This is a genomic window from Hymenobacter sp. AT01-02 (assembly GCF_000961955.2).
Taxonomy (GTDB): Bacteria; Bacteroidota; Bacteroidia; order Cytophagales; family Hymenobacteraceae; genus Hymenobacter; species Hymenobacter mucosus.
Map to the genome: position 1 here is coordinate 1 of NZ_JZIR02000152.1, position 17,558 is coordinate 17,558.

Here is a 17,558-nt window from a genome sequence, read left to right on the forward strand (position 1 = left end):
GCCAAGCAGTTATTCCCGGTGCTAGGGGCCGCAGGAACCACTAGCCTGCGCATTGGCTTGTCGGCGGTGGTGCTGCTGGCGTGGTACGGCCCCGGTTAGGGCAGCTCCGGCCCGAGCAGTGGCGGGCAGTAATACCATACGGGTTGGCGCTGGGCGCCATGAACTTTCTGTTCTACTGCGCCCTGAGCCGCATACCCCTCGGCTTGGCCGTGACACTGGAGTTCGTGGGTCCGCTGGCGTTGGCGTTAACCGGGTCTCGGCGCTGGGTAGATGTGATATGGGTACTGCTGGCAGGCGCCGGTATTGCTCTCATTGCCCCGTGGTCGGGCGCGGGCATCGACTTAATAGGAATGGGATTTGCCCTGGCGGCCGGGGCGTGCTGGGCGGTGTACATCGTGCTCGGGCAGCGCACGGCGGCCGTGTTGCCAGGGCCGGTAGCAGTGGCCGTGGGAATGATTTTCGCTACCCTGCCCGTCCTACCATTTGGGGTAGCTAGCGGCACCTTATTGCACCTGACGCCTGGTTTGCTCTTGCTAGGAAGTGGCTTAGCCTTGTTTTCAAGTGTGCTACCCTTTTCGCTGGAAATACAGGCCTTGAAGACCCTGCCAACCCGCACATTCAGTATTCTAATGAGCCTAGAGCCCGTAGCAGCAGCCCTTTCCGGCTGGCTACTTTTAGGTGAGCAGCTCACCGTGGGGCAATGGCTAGCCGTAGCCTTTATTGTACTGGCTAGCATAGGTGCTACCCTCACTACCCCCACTCCACAACCCGCCGTACCTGGTGAAGGATAACGTGGAAAATGCTCTACTCAATGGTTGGTTGCTATATCCGTCACCCTAAAGTGTAGCAAACAGACCAGAGCAAACATCATAAGCCACGGCCCCATAGCAACGCCAAATTGCTATGGGGCCGTGGGGTTTAGGGACATCCAATGACTATATAGCCTCCCGACGGCGGCTGCCCCGCAGCCCGTACCACATGATGTACACGTAGCAGATGACGGGCAGTAGCAAAGCAATGCGTAGGCTGCTGTGGTCGGCAATGAAGCCGAACAACAGGGGTACAATGGCTCCGCCCACAATGGCCGTGCACAGCAGCCCGGAGCCTTCTTCTGTCTGACGACCCAAGCCAGCCATGGCGAGTGTGAAAATGGTAGGGTACATCAGCGAATTCATCAGGCCCACCGCCAGCAACGACCACATGGCCACGCTACCCGTTGAGCTAATGGAAATGAGCACCAGCACCACGGCCCCCACGGCGTTGACTGCCAGTAGTTTCGTTGGGGCAAACTTGTTGAGCAGGTAGGCTCCGGCGAAGCGCCCAATCATGGCGGCGCCCCAGTAGAACGTCACCTGGTCACCGGCCGCTTTGGGGTCGAGACCAAGCACATCGGGCAGGGCCACGTAGCTCACAATGTGCGAGCCAATGGCTACTTCGGCCCCCACGTAAGCAAAAATGCCTACTACTCCCAGTACAAGGTGGCTTTGCTGCCAGATGCTACGTGCAGGAGCACCTACCTCGTTTTCCTCTACCGCTGGCTCAATTGTGGGCAGGTGGATTTGACTTAGCAGTAAGCTGATAAGCAATAAGGCCCCACCAATAACGAGGTAAGGAATCTGAACGGCATGAATGTCAATGGCCGCAGCCGCGGCTGGCGTGTCTAGCTTCGGCAGTCGGCTCAAAATCAGCGCGCTACCTAGCAGGGGCGCCAAGGTGGTACCCAAGGAGTTAAACGCCTGCGTGAGTGTCAGGCGCGATGAGGCGGAGGCCGGAGGGCCTAGGATGGCTACGTACGGATTGGCGGCTACTTGCAGCAACGTAATGCCCGAGGCCAGCACAAACAACGCTCCTAAGAACAGCCCGTAGGCTCGCTCTGCCGCGGCCGGATAGAACAGAAATGCCCCTAGGGCCGCTACCACAAACCCTAGCAGCATGCCCCGCTTGTACCCAAATCGGGCTACTAGTTTGCCCGCGGGAATGCTCATCAGAAAGTATGCCCCGAAGAAGCACAGGTTAATCAGGTTGGCCTGGGCAAATGATAGTTGGAAAATAGCCTTGAGGTAGGGAATCAGAATGTCATTCAGGCAGGTGATGAAGCCCCACAGAAAAAACAGGGTAGTCACGGCGCTCAGCGCCGATGTATAGCGCTGAGACGACGCCGTCGGGGAGGCTGAGCGGCTGGTCAGAACGGGAGATGGGGATGCCATAACTGAAGTAGGAAAGAAGAATGAAAGGTGGGAAAATACCAAGGAGAGGATAGCAGGTGGCCCCCGCTACTCACTAGAAAGCATCGGCAAGGGTCCGCACGACCAGCGCTGCTGTAGCGCCGCTACGGAGGTAGGGGCCGTGCTGCGAAAGGAAACAACCTTTGTTTCGCCGGGCAGCAGGTCGAAGTAGTTATCAGTGAAGAAGCCGTCGCTGCCGTCTTCGAGAGAAAGGTAAACTTGCCGGGCCAGGGCTTTGCTGTGCATGGTTACCTGGTACGTGCCGTCGGGCTGTGGGCGCCACTGCGTTGTCACTTGAGATGGAGGCAGTACGGCCTCTTTGGGCGAGGCAAAGTAGTACGTGTTTGTCGAGAGCGTTTTCCCATCGGCTTCCACTGCACAGCTTAGCACAACCTGCTTCTGGTTATGGCCTTTCAGCAACTTTTTGCGCGGAATCTCAAAGTAAACTTGGCTGGACAAGGGCTGTACCTGCAAGGTAGTGGCCTGGCGGAAGAGCGTGCGGCCCGTAACATCCAGTAGGCGCACTTGCAGGGTAGCTGGCGTAGCGTTGTGCGGTCCGATACCACGTACACGCGCACGTTGTCGCCCTCTTCGTGGGGGCTCACTAGCACCGGCTCATAAAAACGCTTAGCATAGTATTGCAGCGCCTTCCACCGCCCGTAGTAGTCGATACTCGACCACGAGGCCACGCCCCAGCAGTCATCGAGCTGCCAGTAGAGGGAACCCATTACGCGGGGTCGGTTGCGCCGCAGATGTTCGGCGGCAATCTTAATAGCCTGAGCTTGAAGCACTTGACTTACGTAGAGAAAAGAGGCAAAGTCCTTGGGCTCTTTGTAATCACGGCGCAGGTATTCCAGCAGGCGCGGGTTGCCGGCAGCGCTGCGCTGGTGTTCTTTCATCACCGGGGAGGCAATGTCGTAGTCGGCTGGCAAAGCAAATTGCTGCACTGATTTTAGCTCGGGGAAAGACTGGAAGCCATACTCGCTCATAAAGCGCGGCACCTGCTTTTCGTAATCGGATAGCGGGGCCGTACCGGCCCAGACTTCCCAGTAGTGCATGTCGCCGTTGCGTTGGGAACCGGCCTTGTCCTCAAAATCGGCGGAGGGGCTTGAGGACCAGTACAGGCGGCTGGGGTCCTGTTTCCGCACCACCGCTGGGAGCAGGTCACGGAATAGCTGCAAGTAGTTGCTCCACACTTCGTTCTTGTGCGCCCCAAGCTTCCCCGAAATTCCCCAGTCTTGCCAGGCAATTTCGTTTTCATTGTTGCCGACCCACAAGGCCAGGCTGGCGTGGTCGCGCAGGCGCCGCACCTGGTGGGTGCTTCCTCCCGTACATTGGTCATAAATGCGTCGTCGCCGGGGTAGAAGGTGCACGCAAACATGAAATCCTGCCAGACTAGCAAGCCAAGCTCATCGCACGTGTCATAAAAGGCGTCCTGCTCGTAAATGCCGCCCCCCCACACCCGAATCATGTTCATGTGGCAATCTTTGGCGGCTTGCAGAAGCTGACGGTAGCGCGGGGCCGTCACGCGCGTTGGGAAAATGTCGGCCGGAATCCAGTTGGCACCCTTAGCAAAAACCGGGATGCCATTGACTACAAACTCAAAGGACTTTCCGTACTGGTCCGGCTCTCGGCGCACCTGTAACGTCCGCAGCCCAATGCGCCTAGTAGTGGCATCAAGTGGCTGACCTTGCTGCACGAGACGCGCCGTAACAGTATACAGCGGTTGAGCCCCGTACCCGGCGGGGTACCACAGTTGCGGTGTATTGAGGCGTACTTCGGCTGTAGTTGTATGGCGGCCCGGAGCCAACGTTAGGGCTTGTTCCAAGGCTGTTCCAACTAGCTGGCCATCTGGTCCCCTAGTTTCCAACAGCAGCGTGGCGCCTTGGCTGCGGGCGGCGTCATATTCTACTTCCACCGCCAATTGCGCGGCTTGGGGCGTTACAACTTGCTGCACCACATGCAGGTTGGTTAGGCGGGCTTCATCCCAAGCTTCTATATACACAGGCTGCCACACCCCCGCCGTCACAAAGCGTGGGCCCCAGTCCCAGCCGTACTGGTAGGGGGCCTTGCGGGTGTAGGGGCTCAGGGGAGGGCCCTGGTCGCCCACTACGCGCATAGATTGTTCATCATTGCCGGAGTAGAGCTCGTACCCTTGTTTGCGGGGCAAATCTGCCACCTCCCGTAAGGGCGAGCGGAACCGGATAAGCAGGCGGTTCTCACCTGTGCGCAAGTGCTGCTTGGCCGCTAGGCGCCATTCCCGGAACATATTGTTCGCTTGCAGAATAGAAACTCCGTTGAGCAGTACCTCTGCATAGGTGTCTAGGCCTTGTAGCACAAGGTCTAGGTGGGCACGTTGTAAAGTGGCAGGGGGTAGCGTGAAGCTCGTTTCATACTCCCAATCGGCCTTGCCAATCCACTGTAGCCGCAATTCGTTGTCGCGGTACAGCGGGTCAGGAATTTGTCCGGCAGCTAGTAAGTCGGTGTGTACGCAGCCTGGTACCGTCGCTGGGGTCCAGCTTTCTTTCCCTACTTGCCGAAAGCGCCAGTTAGCTTGTAGGGGCACCGTTTCTGCTGCGTTGCCTGCCTTATGTGAAAAGGGGCTTGCCCACACGACAACCGAGCTAATGCTAAGTATGAAAACCAGAAGTAGCACCCGCACATTGAAGCAGAGTTGGGAGCAGGACATGAGCTAGCAGTTAATTCTATCCGGCAACCAGCTAGTAGTTCCCGGACTTGTAGATGTAGCAGCAACTGAGTAGAAAAACACCAGCTTGCGAAGCAACCAGACCAGTGCATACCCATTGCTACGCTTAAAGCTAAAATGTTTTAGCAATAAAGCACAGTGGGTGCTGTGTAAACTAGAATAACCTACACGCTTATTCTATGCGGTTGATTACTACAAGTGGTATAGGTCGCTTACTCACAGGGTGATTGTGGTAAGTAAAATACCAGTTATTATAGAAAATTCACAACCCGTATTTGCTGCATGTAGTAGGGTATTGAACTTTGTGATGGGAAGTAAGTAATTACTATAGGACAGTAATTGTCCACAAGGCATTCTTCGCTATTAAAGCTGGTTTTTCACTGTACTATTTATGGAAGCGAGCCTACTTCTAGTATACATGACGGATGCGAACGGTAATACTGCTTCAGCAGATTATTAACGCAGGATTTGTCTGTACCAATTGTCCTAAGTGAAGTAGCTTATGCTGTACTCACTCATGTAAATAGCCAAATGAAGAGCTGTAACAACAAGGTCAACAAGAGGCACAATTAGTCAGAATGCCCTTGCTGTAGGATGAAGGGCAGGGCCAGGTAAGAAGATAGCGTAAGGTCCGATAATTCTTAGTTATCGGACCTTACGCTATCTTCGTTTTGAGTTCTCCAAAACCTGGGCAATACTCCTTATATATAGGTTACATGGCAAACGATTCTGCGGTCTTAGTTTCTGCTAACTCATCGTCGGCACTGACCTACCTGGCCGAGCATACTTCGCGCTACGTGGAGGCCGGACTGAGTGGGGCGGCTAACACGGCCAAAGCCTATGCTGGGGATTTAAAGCGCTTCGGAACTTGGTGCACCGAGCACGGACTGGAGCCACTACCTGCGTCGGTCGATACGCTTGCTGGATTTGTGACGCACCTGGCAGAAACGGGCAAAAAAGTATCCACCATTCAGCGCCATTGTGCGGCCCTAGCCAAAGCCCATGCTCTGCGCGGACTGGAATCACCCACGGATGACAAGAAATTTAAGGTGCTGCTGGAAGGCATTGCCCGTCTCAAAGGTGTGCGACAGAAACAAGCACCGGCTTTTACCCTCGCTAACTTCAAGCGCACGGTCAAGAGCATGGATGATCAAACGCTAGCTGGCTTGCGCGACCGGGTGATTCTGCTGCTAGGCTTTTCCGGAGCGTTTCGCCGCTCTGAACTGGCGGCGCTTAATATGGAGGACTTATTCTTTTCTGAGGAAGGCCTGATTGTCAACCTTGCGAAGAGCAAAACCAACCAGTACGGCGCGGCCGAGGAAAAAGCCATTTTCTATTCCCCAGATGTTAAGTTGTGTCCTATTCGCACGTTGCAAGCTTGGGTGCAGCGGCTCAACCGCTCTACGGGGCCCGTGTTTGTCTCCTTTCGCAAAGGCGAACGACTAACCGAGCGTCGGCTGACCGATAAGCACGTGAACTTAATTGTGCAGCGCTATTTAGGGCCAACATTTTCCGCCCACTCCTTGCGGGCGTCCTTTGTTACCGTAGCCAAACTAGCGGGAGCCGATGATTCGGAGGTTATGAACCAAACCAAGCACAAGACCTCCGAGATGATTCGGCGCTACACCCGCCTCGATAACGTGCGCCAGCACAACGCCGCCCAGAAATTGGGGCTCTAGCGTATCCGATTGCATTAAGGCTTGGTAACTAAAGGTGCACTCTTGCCCCTTGAAGTAGGTCTATATCAATCCTTACACTCTTCGTTGGGATATGATGCTAATGAAAAAGCTCACTATTTGGCTCGAAAGTACTACCGGAGTAAGCGCCAGTGTATAGTAGTAGTGTCTGCCCACTTAGCAAGAAGGATGTTCTTTGCAGGCAGTAACTGTTTGTAATACAGGTAATTGCCAATGAACTTCGCTTGCTGATTCAAGCTTATAAACATCAGCTACAACCTTTACTAGTCATATAGTTCTCTCTCCTTGTAGGCGTGTGGTGAGCAGAATTGCCTAGGTAATAATGTAGCCAGTTTAAAACAACAAACGCCAGCCGACTCTATGATAGTCGGCCGGCGTTTGTTGTTTTGAGGCTTCCCGTAACTAGTTAGCTTGGTAAGGCGTGAGGTTCATGTTTTGGAACATGAAAGACCATTTGTCGGCCTGTTCGCTGATAACCTGGGCTGTAGAACGGCCGGCACCGTGCCCCGCCTTGGTTTCTACCCGAATAAGCACGGGCGCGCTACCCTGCTGGGACTCCTGAAGCTTAGAAGCAAACTTAAAGGAGTGCGCGGGCACTACCCGGTCATCGTGGTCGGCGGTAGTAACCATAGTGGCGGGGTAGTTGGCGGGCTTCAGCGCGTGGTAGGGCGAGTACTTATAGAGGTATTCGAACATCTCCTTGCTGTCCTGAGCTGTGCCGTAGTCGTAGGCCCAGCCGGCCCCGGCCGTGAACTGGTTGTAGCGCAGCATGTCCATTACGCCCACGGCGGGGAAGGCTACTTTGAACATTTCGGGGCGCTGGGCCATGGTGGCCCCCACCAGTAGGCCGCCGTTGGAGCCGCCGGAAATAGCGAGGTAATATTTCGACGTGTAGTTGTTTTTTACCAGGTACTCGGCCGCGGCAATGTAGTCGTCGAACACATTCTGCTTCTGTAGCTTGGTACCGGCTAAGTGCCACTTCTCACCGTACTCGCCGCCGCCGCGCAAATTGGGTACGGCATAAATACCACCGTTTTCGAGCAGTACAATGGTAGAGGTGCTAAAGCCTGGCGTTACGCTGGAGTTGAAGCCGCCGTAGGCGTACATCATCGTGGGGTTCTTCCCGTTCATCACCAACCCCTTTTTGTGGGTGATAATCATGGGGATGCGCGTGCCGTCTTTTGAGGTATAAAACACCTGCTTCGATTCGTACTGGGTGGGGTCGAACTGCACGCCGGCTTTCTTATACACCGTGGACTTGCCAGTTGCAATGTCGTACTTGAAAATGGTGGGCGGGTAGATGTAAGAGGTGAAGGTGTAGTAGGTTTCTTTTTCCTCTTTTTTAGTGCCGAAACCGCCCGCCGAGCCCACTGAAGGTAGCGCAATACTCCGCTCCTTTTTGCCGCTCATAGCATACTGCTCAATAAGGGACGTGGCATCCTTCAGATAGTTCGCGAAGATTTTACCGCCCCCGGTGGTGGCGTTCAGCACGTTCTTGCTTTCCGGAATTAGGTCTTTCCAGTTGGCCGACTTGGGGTTGGCTGCATCCACGGTTACCACCTTGCCATTGGGCGCGTTCAAGTTGGTTTGGATATAGAGCTTGCTGCCCACGTTGTCGAGCACACTTACCTCATTCTTCTCATTGTCTACCACCTGCACAATGGGACTATTAGCCTTACTCAGATCCTGAATGTACAGCTCGTTGCCCGTGGTGGTATTGGCCCCGCTAATAACCAGGAAACGCTCGTCCTCCGTGAGGCTGGCCCCAATGTAGCGGCGCGGCGTCTTTTCCCCACCGAATACGAGCTTGTCAGTGCTTTGCTTGGTGCCAAGCTTATGGTAGTAGAGCTTATGAATTTGTGTTTTGCCAGCCAACTGGCTGCCGGCCAGAGGTTTGTCGTAGCTGCTGTAGTAGAAGCCGTCGTTGCCTTTCCAGGCCAGCCCGGAGAACTTTACGTCCTTGAGTGTGTCGCCCACAATGGTCTTGTCCGCGGCTCGCATCACAATCACCTTGCGCCAATCGGAGCCGCCTTCCGAAATCTGGTACGCAGCCAAGCTACCGTCTTTGGTGAAGTTGATGCCCGCTAGCGAGGTAGTGCCATCCTTGGAGAAGCTGTTGGGGTCAAGAAAAACCTCCGGGGCACCGTTGCCTAGTTGGCGGTACAGCACCGACTGGCTTTGCAAACCCGTATTCTTGGTGAAGTACGTGTACTTGCCTTCCTTATAAGGCGCACCATATTTTTCATAGTTCCACAGCGTCTCCAGGCGCTTGCGGATGGTTTCACGGAAGGGAATTTGCGCCAAATAATGCTGCGTGACCTTATTTTCCTCCTGCACCCACGACTTCGTATCGGCGGCCTGATCGTTCTCCAGCCAGCGGTACGGGTCGGCTACCTTGGTTCCGAAGTAGGTAGTCACGGTATCTACTTTTTTGGTTTGCGGGTACGGCAGGGTCTTCAGGGGCGTTTGGGCCACAGCTTGCGCGCTTAGCACCACCATGGCCGTGGAGGCATACAGAATTCTCATGCAGGGAAGTGAGTAAGGGTGACGTGATGAAGCACCAACCAACTTGTTGGCAGAAGCTTATTGGGTTGGCAACTCGTGAAATACTAGGTTCATGAGTTACAGAAAGGTACAACCTCGTGCCGAGGCAGCAAGGGGAAAGGCAAGCTGGGTTGCAAAAGGTTGCGTCTTGCCTGCTCAAGGGAGCAGGGCGGTCAGCTTTGAGGTAGAAAGGCAGAGAAAGCCGCCGATAGCAGGCGGGCACAATTCCATAATATGCCCATAATACCCCCGTCATAGGCCCCTCTACATTCGTGGCTGCACTCATATATGCTTCGCCCGATGAAGGATTCTGCTCTCCGCCGCCTCAACCGCCGCGCGTTTATCAAGCAAACGGCCTTGGTATCCGGCGGCATAGCCTTGTTGCCCGCTACGCTTGCTAGTTGCGACGATGACACTGAAAATCCTGCTTACAGCGGAGACTTTGGCTTCCGCGAAGGCGTGGCCAGCTTTGATCCGTCGGCCGACGGCGTCATCATCTGGACCCGCTACACCACGGCCACGAACGAGCCCGCCCCCGCGGCCATTACCTGGGAAGTGGCCGACGACAGCCGCTTTTCCGTGGTGAAAGCTACCGGCACCCTACCAGCAACCCCTGACACAGACTTCACCGTGTGGGTGAACGTCACCGGCTTAGCGGCCAATCAGAAGTATTACTACCGCTTCCTGAACGCTCAAACCAAGCTACTTCCGTGACTGGCGAAACCCGTACGCTACCCGCGGCGGGGCAGGCTAGCCGCGTGACGCTGGCTGTGGTGTCGTGCGCCAACTACCAAGCGGGGCTGTTCAATGTGTACGGGGCCGTGGCGGAGTCTGCCGCCGACGTTGTGGTGCACCTGGGCGACTACATCTACGAGTACGGCCAGGGGCAGTATGGTACCAGTTCGCTAACTACTTCCTTGAATCGGGCTCACCAGCCTGCTACTGAAATCCTGAGTTTATCGGACTATCGAACCCGTTACCGCCAGTATCGCAGCGACCCGCAACTGCAACGGGCCCACCAGCTCAAACCCTTCATCTGCATTTGGGACGACCACGAGCTGACGAACGATGCCTATAAGGAGGGCGCGCAAAACCACCAGCCCGCTACCGAGGGCGACTTCCTGCAGCGCAAGCAAATTGCTACCCAGGTGTGGCGCGAGTACCTGCCGGCGCGCGTAGCCAACAAGGAGAAAATCTACCGGAGCTTCGACTTTGGCGGCTTACTAAACTTGCTCATGCTTGATACGCGCTTGGCTGGCCGCGACAAACAGCTGAGCCTTGGTGACTACTACAGTAGTACCGGCACGTTCAATGCCGTGGCATTTGGGGCAGCCTGGCAGAACCCCGGCCGCTCTATACTAGGAGCCGAGCAGCGCAACTGGCTCACGAGTCAGCTGGCTAGTAGCGGAGCCCGCTGGCAGGTGCTAGGCTCCCAAGTGCTCATGGCGAAGATGTACATTCCCGTAGAGTTGCTGGTGTTAGTAGCTCAACTGGCAAACAGCCCTACCCCGGCCGTTCTGGCGCAGTACGCAACCATTGCGACCCAGCTAGCCACAATCAAGACCCGCCTGTTGGCCGGCGACCCTACCGTAACAGCCGCCGAGCGTGCCCGAGTGGAAACCGTGCTACCGTATAACCTGGACGCCTGGGACGGCTATCCTGCGGAACGAGAAGTGGTACTCAACGCTGCCGCTGGCAAAAAGCTTATTTCCCTGGCCGGCGACACCCACAACGCCTGGTATAGCGACCTGACTACGGTTGGAAAGCGCCGGGCTGGTGCTGAGTTTGCCTGTTCGTCCGTCTCCTCGCCTGGGTTTGAGACGTTGCTAGGTGGCGATAAGGCGGCTATTCAAGGATTTGAGCAGGCTAACCAGCTGCTCATTGATGATTTGCAGTACCTCGATGCTTCCCAGCGTGGCTTTCTCGAAGTAGAATTTAGCACCAGCCAGGCTGTTGCCCGGTGGAAATACATAGCCAGCCTGGCGGTTGAATCTACTGCCACTACGTTGGGCAAAACCGCAACCGAAGCCTAATCCCGACCGGCCACGTACTATACTCTGCTAAGCTTCTAAGGACTACGTGCCTATCTGCTTTGATACCAGAGGATAAACCTGTTTTAGTAACAGCTTTACTCAGCGTTTCCTAGGGTGTGCTTGTGGTTAGAATCCGGCATTTCGCCCGTGCGCTGTAAGTAGGCAACTATCTGATCTACTAGTTGCTGTGGAGTTTCGTCGATGGGTAGGTGCAGGCCATACGTGGGTTTTTCCAGAGTGGCAAACTGTGAGGCTAGCAGGTCGGGACCCATGTAGTGATGCTGGCGCGCTTGCAGGCGGGAGCGTACCAGCTCTTCGGAGCCATCGAGAAACACCCATACTACTGGGCCGCCCGTCATGAGTTCCTGCCGGTACCATTCCTTCAAGGCCGAACAAGCCAACACCGCGCCTCCACTCTGGCTCCACTGCCGAATCCCGACGGCCAACGCTGCCAGCCAGCTCTTGCGGTCCTCATCCTGCAGTGGGGTGCCGGCCCCCATCTTGGCTACGTTGGCGGCCGAGTGAAAGTCATCGGCATCATGAAAAGGCAAGCCTATCTGCTGGGCTAGAAGCTCGCCAATGGTTGATTTGCCCGAGCCGGACACTCCCATCACAATAATTACGTGGTTGAGCTGCATAGGTAGGAAGAAGGAACAAGGAAGCTACCGGCGTGGCGTTCGGCAACGCCCCGTTTACTGGCCCGGAAAAAGGAAGATAACGGCCTGACATTTCAGAAACTACGAAGTGTTAGCCCGTATCCTAAGCCCACGACGTATAACCTTATGCCCAAACTTTAAGTTGAGGTAGTGGATACTGAACAGTTGGTCCTTTGGTTGCCGCAGACCAGAAGCTGATTTTGTTTCGGTGGCCAACACTCTGCATCTATCCTAGGTTTTACTCGAAACTACTGCATGATGAGCACAACGCCGACTACCTATTCGTTTGGCATGATTGGCCTGGGCACGATGGGCCGCAACCTACTGCTAAATCTGGCCGACCATGAGTTTGCCGTTGCTGGCTATGACAAAGACGCCAGCAAGCTGACCCTGCTCTCAGAAGAAGGCGCGGGCCTGCCCGTAAAGGGCTTTGCTGACTTAGCTGATTTCGTGCACAGCCTGCAAACGCCTCGTTCCATCATGCTACTGGTGCCCGCCGGTAAAATCGTAGACAGCGTGATTGATGAGTTGCGCCCGTTGCTGGCCCCTGGCGACATCGTCATCGACGGTGGTAACTCCTATTTTACCGATACCACCCGCCGGGCCGAGGCCCTGGAAGCCGAGGGTTTCCACTTCTTCGGCATGGGCATTTCGGGCGGTGAAGAAGGAGCGCGCTTTGGCCCTAGCATGATGCCCGGCGGCGACCAGCAGGCCTACCAAGTCATGAAGCCGATGTTTGAGGCCATTGCCGCCCAAGTGAATGGCGAGCCCTGCGTTACTTACATTGGGCCGGGAGCTGCCGGTCACTTTGTGAAGATGGTGCACAATGGCATTGAGTACGGCCTGATGCAGCTCATTGCGGAAACCTACGGAGTTCTCAAGCAGGGCCTGGGCCTCGACAATGAGGCCATCGGGCAAGTGTTTGCCCAGTGGAACGCCGGCCGTTTGCAATCCTTCCTGCTCGATATTACCAAGGATATCTTCGTCTTCCAGGCGCCCAACACCGACCACCTGCTGCTCGACGATATTCGTGACGAGGCCCGCTCCAAGGGTACCGGCAAGTGGACCTCCCAGATTGCTATGGACCTGGAAGTGCCCCTATCTACCATTGATACGGCCGTAGCACTGCGCAACCTATCCAAATACAAAGCACTGCGCGAAAAGCTGGCTGCCCAGTACTCGCCTACCCTGCCTACGCTGGAAGCTGATAAAGACCAGTTGTTGGCTAGCCTGGAGCAAGCTTCTACTTCAGCATGGTCATTACCTACGCGCAGGGCATGCACATGCTTTCCAAGGCCTCGCAGGAGTATTCCTACGGGCTGCAGCTAGCCAATATTGCCCGCATCTGGCGCGGCGGCTGCATCATTCGCTCCGGCTTCCTCAACGACATTTACAACGCCTACCAGCAAGCCCCCGAATTGGAACACCTGCTGCTGGATAAGTCGGTAGCGGAACTAGTGCAGCAGGCTGTGCCTGGCGCCCGCACGGTAGTAAGCGCAGCCATTGCGGCAGGCCTGGCAGTGCCAGCGTATGCTTCCTGCGTGAGCTACTTCGATTCCTTCCGCACAGCGCGCCTACCTTCTAACCTCATTCAAGCCCAGCGCGACTACTTCGGGGCCCATACCTACGAGCTGATTGGTATGGAAGGCCTGTTTCACACCCAGTGGACGCCGACTCACGAGGACGCTAGCAACAAGCAGGACATTCATTTGGACGAGGAAAACAAATGGGAGGAGCAAGTGCTTCCCAATAAATAGATTCTTCCTCGGCCCCTTCACTTACGCGACGACCTCCGCATGAGCCTTACCTCGCAAGCACAGCCTACCATCTTCGTTATATTCGGTGGCACCGGAGATTTGAATGCCCGCAAACTAGCCCCGGCGCTTTACAACCTGTTTCTGGAAGGCTGGCTGCCCGAGCAGTTTGCCATTATTGGCACTGGGCGCACGGCTCTTTCCGACGACGATTTCCGCGGCCGTATTCTGGACGGTATTAACCAGTTTTCGCGCAGTGGCAAGGCCAACGCTGAGAGCTGGAAGCCATTTGCTGAGCACGTGGTCTACCAAGCCGCCGACGTGAAAGATGCGGCGGCCTATCAACAGTTTGACAAGCGCATCAAGGCTTACCAGCAGGAATGGGGCACGCCCGTCAACGTCATCTACTACTTGGCGGTAGCGCCGGAGTTCTTCCCCATTATTGCCGAAAATATTGCTCACAATGGGTTGGCGGCCGATCCGGAGCGCACGCGCATTGTTATTGAAAAGCCGTTTGGGCACGATTTGGAGTCGTCGCGGGAGCTAAACCAGTTGCTGGCCCGCAATTTCAGTGAGCAGCAGATTTACCGCATCGACCACTACTTGGGCAAGGAAACCGTGCAGAATATCATGGCTTTCCGCTTTGCCAATGCTCTGTTCGAGCCACTCTGGAACCGTAACTACATCGAGCACGTGCAAATTTCCGTGACCGAGCAGCTAGGAGTGGGCGAGCGAAGTGGGTATTACGATGGGGCCGGCGCCCTGCGCGACATGATTCAAAACCACCTGCTGCAACTCCTATGCTTGGTGGCAATGGAGCCGCCCATCAACTTCACGGCCGACGATGTGCGCAACCGCAAAGTAGATGTGCTGCGCGCCATGCGCCGGTTTTCACCCGAGGACGTGCGCGAATCAACGGTACGGGGCCAGTATGGCTCGGGCTGGATTGAGGGCCAGCAGGTGCCCGGCTACCGGGAAGAGCCCGGAGCCAACCCCACTTCCAACGCGGAAACCTTTGCGGCCGTCAAGTTTTTCGTGGACAACTGGCGCTGGCAGGGCGTGCCTTTCTACCTGCGCACTGGCAAGCGCCTGCACCGCTCGTCCTCAGTTATCACCATTCAGTTCAAGGACGTGCCCCACTGCATTTTTCCACCCGAAACGGCGGAAAACTGGCAGCAGAACCGGCTTATCATCAGCATTCAGCCCGAAATGAGTATTCGCTTGCAAGTGCAAGCTAAGCGCCCTGGTCTGGACTTGATGTTGAACACCGTAGACATGGTTTTCGACTACAAGGGTACCTATACCACGGAGGCCCCGGAAGCCTACGAAACTCTGCTGCTGGATACCATGCTAGGCGACCAAACCCTGTTCATGCGCGGCGACCAGGTAGAGGCGGCTTGGGACTTGATTATGCCCATTCTGAACGCCTGGCAGGGTAGAACCAGCCAGAGCTTCCCCAACTACTCGGCCGATTCCTGGGGTCCTGAACTAGCCGAAGCCCTAATTGCCCGCGACGGATACCATTGGTTTACGCTACCCCTCAACAATGGCAAGAAATAACGTTCCCACCCTGCACGTATTCCCAACGCCGGAGGAAGTCCTGCAGCAACTAGCCGACTTCTTCGTGGAACTAGCAACGTGCGCTATTGCTGGGCACGGCACATTTTCGGTAGCATTGTCTGGCGGCAGCTCGCCTAAGAAACTATACGAGTTGCTGGCCTCTCCCGCGTACCGCAGCCGCGTACAGTGGGAGGAGGTGTTCTTCTTTTTCGGTGATGAGCGTAACGTGCTACCCACGGATACCGAGAGCAACTACCGCATGGCCCACGAAGCGCTACTTGGTCCGCTAGGCATTGCTCCAACGCAGGTATTTGCGGTGGATACGGCACTAGCCCCGGCAGAAGCAGCGCAACGCTACTCCCAAAGCATCACCGAGTTCTTCGGCCAACGTGAGGCTCGGTTTGACTTGGTGTTGCTAGGGCTGGGCGACAACTCTCACACCGCGTCATTGTTTCCTCACACCCCCGTTCTTGCGGAGTCAGTAGCAGGTGCCCGGGAAGTGTACGTGGAGGAAAAGCAGGCGTACCGCATCACCCTAACGGCCCCATTGCTAAACCAGGCCCAAGTGGTGGCGTTTCTGGTGTACGGAGCCGACAAGGCCGCGGCAGTGCAACACGTAGTAGCAGGCGAGCAGGATATAGCGCAGTTCCCGGCTCAGCTAATTGCGCCCGCCTCCGGACAGCTACACTGGTTTCTCGACGATGCCGCCGCTTCGCTACTGCCGGCGGGTAGGCAGTAAAATCAGCCGACTACGGAAACGCGCTAAAACCGGGGAGGATTGGGGCTCTGCGCCCGGCGTGTATACCAGCACCTGCTCTCCCTGCGCTACTAGCGCCGCGCGCGCCAAGCCTAAGAACAAGCCGTGTTCTACCAATCCCGGAATCTGTTGGAGGTGACGAGCTAAGCTTGTCGCATCGGGAATAGATTGGAAGTGGCAATCTACTAGCAGGTTGCCTTGGTCGGTGCGGGCGGGCTCCGTGGGCTGCTGCCGGCTCATGCGTACCACGGGCTCGCCCCCTAACTCTGCCACGGCATCCAAAATCCAGGGTAAGGCAAAGGGTACCACTTCCAAGGGCAAAGGGAAGCGCCCCAGCTGGGGCACGAGCTTGGTGCTGTCTGCTAGAATAAGCAGGTAGTCGGCGGCCGTGGCTAGTACTTTTTCGCGCAGGAGAGCTCCACCGCCGCCTTTAACGAGTTGCAGTTCGGTATTCAGTTCGTCGGCGCCGTCTACGGTTAAGTCTAGGCGCATACCCCGCCGGGGCTCTACCAGCGGAATCCCGGCTTCGCGGCTAGTGCTTCACTTGCCAGGGAAGTAGCTACGGCCTGAATTTGGTACTGACCAGCGCGAACTGCCGCTCCCAGTTGGGAGATAAAAAGGGCGGCAGTACTCCCACTCCCCAGGCCCAAAAGCATCCCACTCCGAACCCACCGTAAAGCCGCTTCGGCAGCCAGCTGTTTTTCGTGCTTTAGTTGTTGGGGTGAGGGGGTAGCTTTCATGGGCAAGTAGCAGGAAGCAGCCAGTGAGCAAAGAGCAATGCAACACGCATTGCCCATCAAGCACCGACAAGGGTATAACGCGCCTGTCCCGTCCGCGTTGTCCGCATTCTACCTAAGCCCACGCAGCCGAAGTTACGCTGGCGCCGCATCTATGAGCTAAGTACTCCCGAGGCCGCTCAAAAGTACTTTTCCAGGAGGCCTTGCACCTTCTCCTTGGTGAGGGGTTTGTTCAGGACGTCGGCTACGGGCAACTGCTGCACCCGCTCCAGATCTTGCGACAACAAGGAGGTAGTAAGCATCACGATTATAATGCTTTGCTGCTGCTCAAAAGGCAATTGGTGTATGCCTCCAGAAACTCGATGCCGTTCATGATGGGCATTTTCATATCCAGCAAAATGAGGTTCGGGCAGCTAGCACTCGGGGCTACGCACGTCTGGGCCAGTATCTGTAGGGCTTCAGCACCGTTTTCAGCAACTAGCGTGTGCTGTACAACGCCCATGCGCGTGATAAGGGCTTGATTTAAAAAGTTAGTGGTGGCGTCGTCGTCCACCAAGAGAATGCTCGAAAGCTGTGGCATGTAAATAGCACCCCTAAATAAGAGGCAGGTGCGGATGGTACGGCGGGGCTAGCGCAGAGTTACGGCGCTGCCTACCGCGGGAAGGACATTATGAAGGAGGTGCCTTGGTTTTCCTGACTTTGCACGATAATAGTGCCACCCGCATTTTCCACCATTTTCTTGACCATATACAAGCCCACGCCGGTACCTTCAACGTGGGTGTGCAGGCGCTCAAAAAGTTGAAACAGTTTGCCTTGCTGGCGCGGCGTCAGGCCCATGCCATTGTCTTCTACTTGCAGTATACTACGGCCATCTTCGCGCCGGCAACT

General features: G+C 56.0%; 17 protein-coding genes and 1 pseudogene. 7 read left to right on the forward strand and 11 right to left on the reverse strand.

Annotation, left to right across the window (positions count from 1 at the left end):
• Positions 1 to 158: 158 nt before the first annotated feature.
• Positions 159 to 791, forward strand: a complete 633-nt coding sequence (locus VI25_RS21435) for an EamA family transporter (protein ID WP_152981757.1) — start codon at positions 159 to 161, stop codon at positions 789 to 791.
• A 144-nt stretch (positions 792 to 935) separates the two neighbouring features.
• Here the strand turns inward: VI25_RS21435 and VI25_RS21440 are convergent, their stop codons facing one another.
• The 4 genes from VI25_RS21440 to VI25_RS24410 all read right to left on the reverse strand — a co-directional run bounded on the left by VI25_RS21440 (position 936) and on the right by VI25_RS24410 (position 4,914).
• On the reverse strand, positions 936 to 2,207 hold the full coding sequence (locus VI25_RS21440; RefSeq protein WP_055562862.1) for a sugar MFS transporter: 1,272 nt from the start codon (positions 2,205 to 2,207) through the stop codon (positions 936 to 938).
• A 66-nt stretch (positions 2,208 to 2,273) separates the two neighbouring features.
• Entirely contained in the window at positions 2,274 to 2,750 is a 477-nt protein-coding gene (locus VI25_RS24400) for a glycoside hydrolase family 2 protein (RefSeq protein ID WP_152981758.1), read from the reverse strand.
• Positions 2,639 to 3,283, reverse strand: coding sequence for a hypothetical protein (locus VI25_RS24405; protein WP_152981759.1), 645 nt, complete (start codon positions 3,281 to 3,283; stop codon positions 2,639 to 2,641). Before VI25_RS24405 ends, VI25_RS24400 begins: the two co-directional genes overlap by 112 nt.
• Positions 3,211 to 4,914: a glycoside hydrolase family 2 protein gene (locus VI25_RS24410; protein WP_052695635.1), complete on the reverse strand. Its 1,704-nt coding sequence runs from the start codon at positions 4,912 to 4,914 to the stop codon at positions 3,211 to 3,213. Before VI25_RS24410 ends, VI25_RS24405 begins: the two co-directional genes overlap by 73 nt.
• 734 nt (positions 4,915 to 5,648) lie before the next feature.
• Between VI25_RS24410 and VI25_RS21460 the strand changes: the two genes are divergently transcribed.
• Complete coding sequence (locus VI25_RS21460; protein ID WP_045690360.1) at positions 5,649 to 6,611, forward strand: tyrosine-type recombinase/integrase; 963 nt, start codon at positions 5,649 to 5,651, stop codon at positions 6,609 to 6,611.
• A gap of 420 nt (positions 6,612 to 7,031) precedes the next feature.
• On the opposite strand, the gene VI25_RS21465 is transcribed toward VI25_RS21460, so the two are convergent.
• Positions 7,032 to 9,155 (reverse strand): prolyl oligopeptidase family serine peptidase, encoded by a 2,124-nt coding sequence (locus VI25_RS21465; RefSeq protein ID WP_082455771.1) that lies wholly within the window; start codon positions 9,153 to 9,155, stop codon positions 7,032 to 7,034.
• Between the two features lie 318 nt (positions 9,156 to 9,473).
• Between VI25_RS21465 and VI25_RS26140 the strand changes: the two genes are divergently transcribed.
• Entirely contained in the window at positions 9,474 to 9,887 is a 414-nt protein-coding gene (locus tag VI25_RS26140) for a PhoD-like phosphatase N-terminal domain-containing protein (protein ID WP_201783371.1), read from the forward strand.
• Positions 9,884 to 11,206 carry an alkaline phosphatase D family protein gene (locus VI25_RS21470; protein WP_201783372.1) on the forward strand — a complete coding sequence of 441 codons (1,323 nt, stop codon included), beginning with the start codon at positions 9,884 to 9,886 and terminating at the stop codon, positions 11,204 to 11,206. The genes VI25_RS26140 and VI25_RS21470 overlap by 4 nt, the downstream gene beginning before the upstream one ends.
• A gap of 95 nt (positions 11,207 to 11,301) precedes the next feature.
• On the opposite strand, the gene VI25_RS21475 is transcribed toward VI25_RS21470, so the two are convergent.
• Positions 11,302 to 11,844, reverse strand: coding sequence for a gluconokinase (locus tag VI25_RS21475; RefSeq protein WP_201783373.1), 543 nt, complete (start codon positions 11,842 to 11,844; stop codon positions 11,302 to 11,304).
• 327 nt (positions 11,845 to 12,171) lie between these two features.
• On the opposite strand from VI25_RS21475, the pseudogene gndA reads away from it, so the two are divergent.
• From gndA to pgl, 3 genes and pseudogenes are all read left to right on the forward strand, one after another.
• Positions 12,172 to 13,619 (forward strand): annotated as a pseudogene (gene gndA / locus VI25_RS21480) (NADP-dependent phosphogluconate dehydrogenase).
• Between the two features lie 39 nt (positions 13,620 to 13,658).
• Positions 13,659 to 15,176 carry a glucose-6-phosphate dehydrogenase gene (gene zwf, locus VI25_RS21485; RefSeq protein ID WP_045689316.1) on the forward strand — a complete coding sequence of 506 codons (1,518 nt, stop codon included), beginning with the start codon at positions 13,659 to 13,661 and terminating at the stop codon, positions 15,174 to 15,176.
• Positions 15,163 to 15,915 carry a 6-phosphogluconolactonase gene (pgl, locus tag VI25_RS21490; protein WP_045689315.1) on the forward strand — a complete coding sequence of 251 codons (753 nt, stop codon included), beginning with the start codon at positions 15,163 to 15,165 and terminating at the stop codon, positions 15,913 to 15,915. The genes zwf and pgl overlap by 14 nt, the downstream gene beginning before the upstream one ends.
• On the opposite strand, the gene rpiA is transcribed toward pgl, so the two are convergent.
• The 5 genes from rpiA to VI25_RS21505 all read right to left on the reverse strand — a co-directional run.
• Positions 15,892 to 16,425, reverse strand: coding sequence for a ribose 5-phosphate isomerase A (gene rpiA / locus VI25_RS23705; protein ID WP_072144881.1), 534 nt, complete (start codon positions 16,423 to 16,425; stop codon positions 15,892 to 15,894). The genes pgl and rpiA overlap by 24 nt on opposite strands.
• A 14-nt stretch (positions 16,426 to 16,439) precedes the next feature.
• Positions 16,440 to 16,673 carry a hypothetical protein gene (locus VI25_RS26145; protein WP_072144882.1) on the reverse strand — a complete coding sequence of 78 codons (234 nt, stop codon included), beginning with the start codon at positions 16,671 to 16,673 and terminating at the stop codon, positions 16,440 to 16,442.
• A gap of 176 nt (positions 16,674 to 16,849) precedes the next feature.
• Positions 16,850 to 16,972 (reverse strand): hypothetical protein, encoded by a 123-nt coding sequence (locus VI25_RS28020; RefSeq protein ID WP_262489993.1) that lies wholly within the window; start codon positions 16,970 to 16,972, stop codon positions 16,850 to 16,852.
• A gap of 5 nt (positions 16,973 to 16,977) precedes the next feature.
• Positions 16,978 to 17,250 (reverse strand): response regulator, encoded by a 273-nt coding sequence (locus tag VI25_RS21500; protein WP_055562866.1) that lies wholly within the window; start codon positions 17,248 to 17,250, stop codon positions 16,978 to 16,980.
• Between the two features lie 71 nt (positions 17,251 to 17,321).
• Positions 17,322 to 17,558: ATP-binding protein (locus VI25_RS21505; RefSeq protein ID WP_161807012.1), on the reverse strand; the 237-nt coding region annotated here is incomplete at its 5' end.